4 protein-coding genes are annotated in these 6,484 nt (G+C 72.2%); all 4 read left to right on the top strand.

Going from position 1 to position 6,484, the window contains the following annotated elements; genetic code table 11:
- A partial coding sequence (locus tag VIR15_RS21120; RefSeq protein WP_331931470.1) for a DNA glycosylase AlkZ-like family protein occupies positions 1-2,192 on the top strand: 2,192 nt, incomplete at its 5' end.
- 151 nt (positions 2,193-2,343) lie between these two features.
- Positions 2,344-4,251, top strand: a complete 1,908-nt coding sequence (locus VIR15_RS21115) for a GNAT family N-acetyltransferase (protein ID WP_331931468.1) — start codon at positions 2,344-2,346, stop codon at positions 4,249-4,251.
- A complete protein-coding gene (locus tag VIR15_RS21110) occupies positions 4,236-4,661 on the top strand; it encodes a Crp/Fnr family transcriptional regulator (RefSeq protein WP_331931466.1) in 426 nt (141 codons plus the stop codon). The genes VIR15_RS21115 and VIR15_RS21110 overlap by 16 nt, the downstream gene beginning before the upstream one ends.
- A 2-nt stretch (positions 4,662-4,663) precedes the next feature.
- A partial coding sequence (locus VIR15_RS21105; RefSeq protein WP_331931464.1) for an Npt1/Npt2 family nucleotide transporter occupies positions 4,664-6,484 on the top strand: 1,821 nt, incomplete at its 3' end.

Genomic DNA, 6,484 nt, shown 5'->3' with positions numbered 1-6,484 from the left:
CCGCCGCTCTCGCGCTCGACCCGTCGCTGCTGTCAGAGCTGCTCGGCCGGGGAGACGCGCTCGCCCTGCGGGACCTGCTCGATCCGGCAGCCGTCGCGCGGACCGAGGCCGAGCTCCAGCGGCTCACCCCGGAGCGAGCCGCCCGGGACGCGGAGGACCTGGCCGATCTCGTGCGCGTCCTCGGGCCGCTCTCGATGAGCGATGTCATCGCCCGCTCGGCTGAGGGCTTCGCGGCCGCCGACGTGGAGGCGGCGCTCCGGTCGCTCGAACAGGCCCGCAGGATCATCGGCGTCCGGGTGGCCGGTGAGGATCGGTGGGCCGCGGTCGAGGACGCGGGCCGCCTGCGCGACGCCCTGGGCACCGCCCTTCCGGTCGGCGTGCCGGACGCCTTCCTCGAGTCGGTGCCCGACCCGCTGGGCGACCTCGTGGCCCGGTTCGCTCGGACCCACGGACCCTTCACCGTGCACACGGTTGCGGCGTGGTGGGGCGTCGGCCCGGCCGTCGTGCACGACTCCCTGCGGCGCCTCGTCTCGGCCGGACGAGTCGTCGAGGGCGAGCTGCTCCCCACCGAGAACGGTGGGGGCCACGGCGCCGAGTTCTGCGACGCCGAGGTCCTTCGGATCCTGCGGCGGCGGTCGCTGGCGGCCCTGCGCCACGAGGTGGAGCCGGTCGCCCAGGTCGACCTGGCCCGGTTCCTCCCGCACTGGCAGGGCGTCGGCAGTGGTCAGCGTGGACGCGAGGGCCTGCTGCGCGCCGTCGAGCAGTTGACCGGTGCAGTCGTCCCCGCGAGCGCGCTCGAGACGCTCGTCCTGCCCGCTCGGGTTGCCGACTACCGCCCAGCGCTCCTCGACGAGGTGATGAGCGCCGGCGAGGTCATCTGGCGCGGCCACGGCTCACTGCCGGGGGACGACGGCTGGGTGAGCCTCCATCTCGCCGACACGGCTCACCTGACGCTGGTCCCGCCGGAGCTGGCCGACCTCAGCGACGCCGAGGACGCGGTCCTCGAGGCCCTCGCGGGCGGCGGTGCCTGGTTCTTCCGCCCGCTCGCCGACCGGGTCCGCTCGCTGGGCACCGCGCGAGGGACGGAGCTCGGCGACTCCGACCTCCTCGACGCGTTGTGGTCACTGCTCTGGGCCGGGCGCGTCACCAACGACACCATCGCGCCGCTCCGCGGCCTGCTGTTGGGCGGCCGCACTGCCCACAAGCGAACGACGACGGCACCACGGTCCGCGCGGTACGGCAGCCGTCGGACGTCGCTCGGGCGCTTCGGATCACTACAGGGCTCGATAGCGCGCTCAGGGGGTGGCTCGCTCGCCGGCGTGACCCCCGAGCGCCTTGCGGCTGCTGAGGAATCCGCATCCGCGAGGGCGCTGCGCGCTCGATCGCTCGAGTCCGCACCCCCGGCAGGCGTCGGACGCTGGACGCTGCTGCCCGTCGCCGAGACCGACCCGACCGTCCGCGCCGTGACGAGCGCGGAGCTCCTCCTTGACCGCTACGGCGTGCTCACCAGAGGATCCGTGGTCGCGGAGGACGTGCCGGGGGGCTTCGCCGCGGTCTATCGCGTGCTTGCCGCGGCCGAGGAGGCGGGCAAGGTCCGCCGGGGCTACTTCGTCGAGTCTCTGGGGGCCTCGCAGTTCGCCTCGACCGGTGCGGTCGACCGGCTCCGGTCGTTCTCGAGGCTTCCCGGAGTCACGGGGGCCGACGGACCGAGCGCGACGCGGCCGAGCGGGACGCAGGCGAGCGCGATGCGACGTGCCGAGCGCCCAGGCGCGCTCGTGCTCGCTGCGAGCGACCCGGCCAACCCCTATGGCGCTGCCCTTGGATGGCCCGACCGGCCCAGTCGGGGGCTTGATGGGCCGGGTGCGCAGGGGGAGCGCGGTGGTGGGCCCAGTGGTCGCAAGGGCCACCAACCCGGCCGCAAGGCGGGGGCGCTCGTCGTGCTCGTCGACGGAGCGCTGGTGCTCTACGTCGAGCGCGGGGGGAAGACGATGCTCTGCTGGTCGGACGACCTCGAGGTGCTCCAGGCGGCCGCGGACGCCCTGGCGCTGGCGGTGCGCGAGGGCGCCCTGGGCCGGCTCACCGTCGAGAAGGCCGACGGCTCGCCGGTCCTCGGCTCGGACCACCCGCTGGTCCAGGCGCTGTCCCAGGCCGGGTTCCACATGACGCCACGGGGACTGCGTCTGAGGCGTTGATCTTTCAGAGCGTGGTGGTGTTTCGGCGTTTGCTCGCGCCGGGGTGGGCCGCGTGCCATCCTCGAACGAAGGACCACCAGCGGTGGCTTGCCGGGCGCTGCATCCTCCCGTCCTGCGCGTCGCCGCGCCGCGCTCAGGGAGGTGTGGCCCAGTGACGACGACGCCCAGGCGGGCGGACGCGACGGCAACGGCATCCGATGAGGGGTGGCGTTCCAGGCTGGTGAGCGCAGGGGCGGCGGCCTCCGCGGTGCCGCCGGGTTCGACCGTTTACGTGGGCAGCGCCTGCGCCACGCCACGCACCGTGGTGCGGGCCCTCGAGGAGCAGCCGCTCGAGCACCTCGGCCTGCGACTCGTGCATCACCTCACCGACGGGGTGCGCAACAGGCTCGACACCGGCACGAACTTCGATCACCGGACGATCTTCGTCGCCGCCGAGCTCGCGGACCTCGTGCGTGAGGTCCAGCCCCACGGCGTGTCCGTCGACTACGTCCCGATGAGTCTCACCGACCTGCCCGCCAGCCTCCGTACCGGGCGGCTGCGACTGGACGTCGCGGTCGTCCAGGTCACCCCGCCACGCGGCGGGCGGGTCAGCCTCGGAGTGTCGGTCGACGCGGCGCCGGCGGCCATCGAATCAGCCGGCCTTGTCATCGCCGAGATCAATCCGGCCATGCCGTGGACCGAGGGGGCGAGCACTGTCCCGACCGACCAGATCGACTACTTCGTGGAGGTACCGGGACCGGTCATCGCCTACGAGCACCCCGGCGTCGGCGACGTCGGCGAGCGGATCGCCGGCTATGTCGCACGTGTCATCGACGACGGCGCGACCCTCCAGGTCGGTCTGGGCCGCATCCCAGCCGCCGTCCTGGCGCACCTGCTGCAGCGCCATGACCTCGGCATCCACTCCGACGTCATCACCGATGCTGCCCTCGACCTCATTGAGGCCGGCATCGTCACGGGGACCGCCAAGACCGTCGATGTGGGCACCGTGGTGACCAGCGCGGCCATGGGGACGCAGCGCCTGTATGACGCGATCGACGGCAACCCGCACTTCCAGTTCCGCCCGATTGACGAGGTCCAGGCCGGGCTCGCGGCCCAGCACCGGCTCGTTTCCGTGACGCAGGCCTTCCGGGTCGACCTGACCGGTCAGGCCTGCGTCGACGCCCTCGGCGGAGAGGTCTTCGGCGGGCTCGGCGCACAGGTCGACTTCCACCGGGCCGCTGCTTTGTCACCTGGCGGCAAGGCCATCGTCGCGCTCGCCTCGCGGCAGCCCGATGGATCCCCCTCGTTCGTCGCCCGCCTCTCACCGAAGGAGGCAGTAGCGATCCCTCGGCACGAGCTGCGTTGGATCGCCACGGAGTTCGGGATCGCCTACGTCCACGGCCGGTCCCTTCGCGAACGGGCGGTCGCGCTCATCGAGCTGGCCCATCCGGACGACCGGGAGGCGCTCCTGGACGCAGCCAGGTCGTGCGGCCTCGTCCCGCCTGACCAGAAGCTCCGCTCCCGGCTGCCCTACCCGGCCACGGAGGAGCGGACCGTCACGCTCAAGAACGGCACCGCGGTGCTCGTCCGCCCGACTCGCACCGGGGACGCCACGCTCCTCCAGGACCTCTTCTTCCGGATGCGGCCCGAGGATGTCAAGACACGCTTCTTCCGCAACCTCTCCTCGCTGACCCGTAACGCCGCTGAGCACCTGACCAACGTCGGCTACGAGTCGGAGATGGCGTTCGTCGCGGTGACCGGGCCACGGGAGAACGAGCAGGTCGTCGCGTCCGCCCAGTACTACGTCGACGCGGACACCGGCTCGGCCGACGTCGCCTACATGGTCGACTCCTCCTGGCACGGGCTCGGCCTCGGGCACGCGCTGCATGGCATCATGTCCGACTACGCGGCCCGGCACGGCGTGCTGGCCTTCACCGCGGACGTCCTCGCCGGCAACGAAGCGATGCTCCATGTCCTGACCGCGGCCGGGGATGCGGAGGTGCACACCGTCGACGGCGTCCACGAGCTGCGCATCCCCACGAGGACGGCTGCAGGTGAGCGCCCATGGCACGCCTCCTGACCGTCGACCGCGTGGCGATGCTGCGCCACGTGGGTATCTTCGCGGCGACGCCCGGGCGGGTCCTCGCCGGGCTCGCCGGAGCCCTCATCGAGGAGGACTTTGCTGCCGGTGAGGAGATCATCCGCCGGGGCGCCACCGAGGACTGGCTGCACGTGGTCACCTCGGGGGTCATCGAGATCGTTCGTGAGGACGGCCGGATCCGTTCCGAGGCGCCGGTCGTCGTTGGTGACTTCGCCGTCCTCGACCCGCAGCCCAGATCCGCCACCGTCCTGGCGGTCACCGACGTCACCGCGCTCCGGCTCTCCAAGGACGACTTCGACGAGGCGCTCGAGAGCCGCCCGGAGATCGCCCGCGGGGTCATCCTCGCCCTCGTCGACCGGCTCCGTGAGAACCGCGAGCCGCAACCGTGAGAATGCGGCTGCTCGCCCTCCTGGGCGGTCAGGCGATGACCCTGGGCCTGACCGTGGCCTTCCTCGTGGTGCCCGCGAGTGCCGTCTTCCTCCACACCTACGGGGCGGGAGCGCTGCCCTACGCCTACATCGGCGTGGCCATCGCCGGTGTGGCCGTCTCCTCATCCGTCACGGTCGCCCAACGTCGTATGCCGCTGGGCCGGCTCGCGCTCGCAGTGCTCGTTCTCTACGTGGTGCTGGTCACCACCGCTTGGGTGTTGCTCAGCCGCTGGGACATGGCGTGGGTGACGTTCGTCCTCATCGTCCTGTTCCCGCTCTCGATCCCCACCGGGTTCCTGCTCGTCGGCTCGCAGGCCGTCCGGCTCTACGACGTCCAGACGCTCAAGCGGGATTTCCCTCGGGTCGTGGCCGGCTTCTCGATCGGCTTCGCGGTCGGCGGCCTCGCGGCGGCGGCGTTGGTGGCGCCGCTGGGTGGGCCGACGAACCTGCTGCTCATCGACCTCGTCATGGCGCTCGCCTTCATCAGTCTCGTCTGGTCCACGAGCCGGCAGTTCCCGGGCCAGCTGCTCACGGCGCCCTCGCAGGCGCCCGGACGGCGCGAGCCGGGGAGGACCAGATCCCGGCTCGCCGACCTCCGGTTGCTCCGGGAGCCGTTCGTCCTGCTCGTCCTCGGGTACCAGATCGTCTCGGCCGGCGTGACGCAGCTGTTTGACTACGTCGTCTGGGATCGGGCGGCTGCCTACTACGCCGACCCGGACAGCCTCGCGCAGTTCATGGGTGCCTTCGGGGCGATCCTCAACATCGTTGCCGTGCTCTTCACCCTCCTGCTCGCTGGGCGGCTGCTCAGTCGGTTCGGCATCGGGTTCGGTCTGCTCGCGAACCCGGTGGGCGTCCTCGTCATGACAATCGTCGTGCTCAGCGCCGGTCTGGGTCCCGGGATTGCGACGTTGACCTACCTCCTTGCCGTGTGCGCCGCCCAGATCGTCGACATCTCGCTGACGGACGGCACCACTCGGACGTCGATCGCCGCGACCTACCAGGGGATCCGGCGCGGCGACCGGCTCCGCGCGCAGACCTTTGTCGAGGGGGCGGGAATCCCCCTCGCGGTGGGACTCGTCGGTGCCTACCTGCTGGTCGTCCGGGCCGTGGGCCTCGACGTGCAGGCGGTGGTGTGGACCACGGGCGTGCTCACTCTCGTGTGGATCTGGCTCGCGGTGAAGGCGCACCGTGGCTACGCCGGGCACCTGGGCGGGGTGCTCGCTGACCGGTCATGGGATCCGGTCGCGCTGCGCATCGACAGCGGCGCGGCAGAGGCGATCGGGCGCCTTCTCGCCAGCGATGACCCGATCGATCGTCGCACGGGGATCGACGTGCTCCGGGACGCCCGGTCGCCGCGTCTTGTCGACGCAGCGATGAGCGCGCTCTCGGACCGCGACGCCTCCGTGCGCTGCACCGCCGTCGAGGCGCTCGCGGGAGTGGGGGCGATACGCCGTCCCGACGTTCGGGAGCAGGTCGGCAACCTCCTGCGCGACCCCGACGTTGCGGTGCGGGCCCGCGCGGCGGCGGCCGTCTCACGCGGGCACCCCGGCCGGCGTGAGGATGCTCAGCTCGTCTGGCGCCAGGTTCTCGATGACGACTCCACGTCGGCCTATGCGCTCATGGCGGCTGCCGCTGTTCCGAGCGCCGCCCTCGTGCCGTACCTCATCGGCCTCGTGCGGCGGGGGCAGGAGACCCCCGGCCTCAGGGACGCCCTCTGCGCGCACGGTGATCAGCTCGTGGACGAGCTCGAGGGGTGGCTCGACGCGGGAACGGCGGGCCCCGGT

The sequence above is a fragment of the Intrasporangium sp. genome (assembly GCF_036566125.1).
In the GTDB taxonomy this organism is placed as follows: domain Bacteria; phylum Actinomycetota; class Actinomycetes; order Actinomycetales; family Dermatophilaceae; genus Intrasporangium.
The sequence above is the reverse complement of the archived record's forward strand: the minus strand, read 5'-3'. Positions and strand labels throughout refer to the sequence as shown.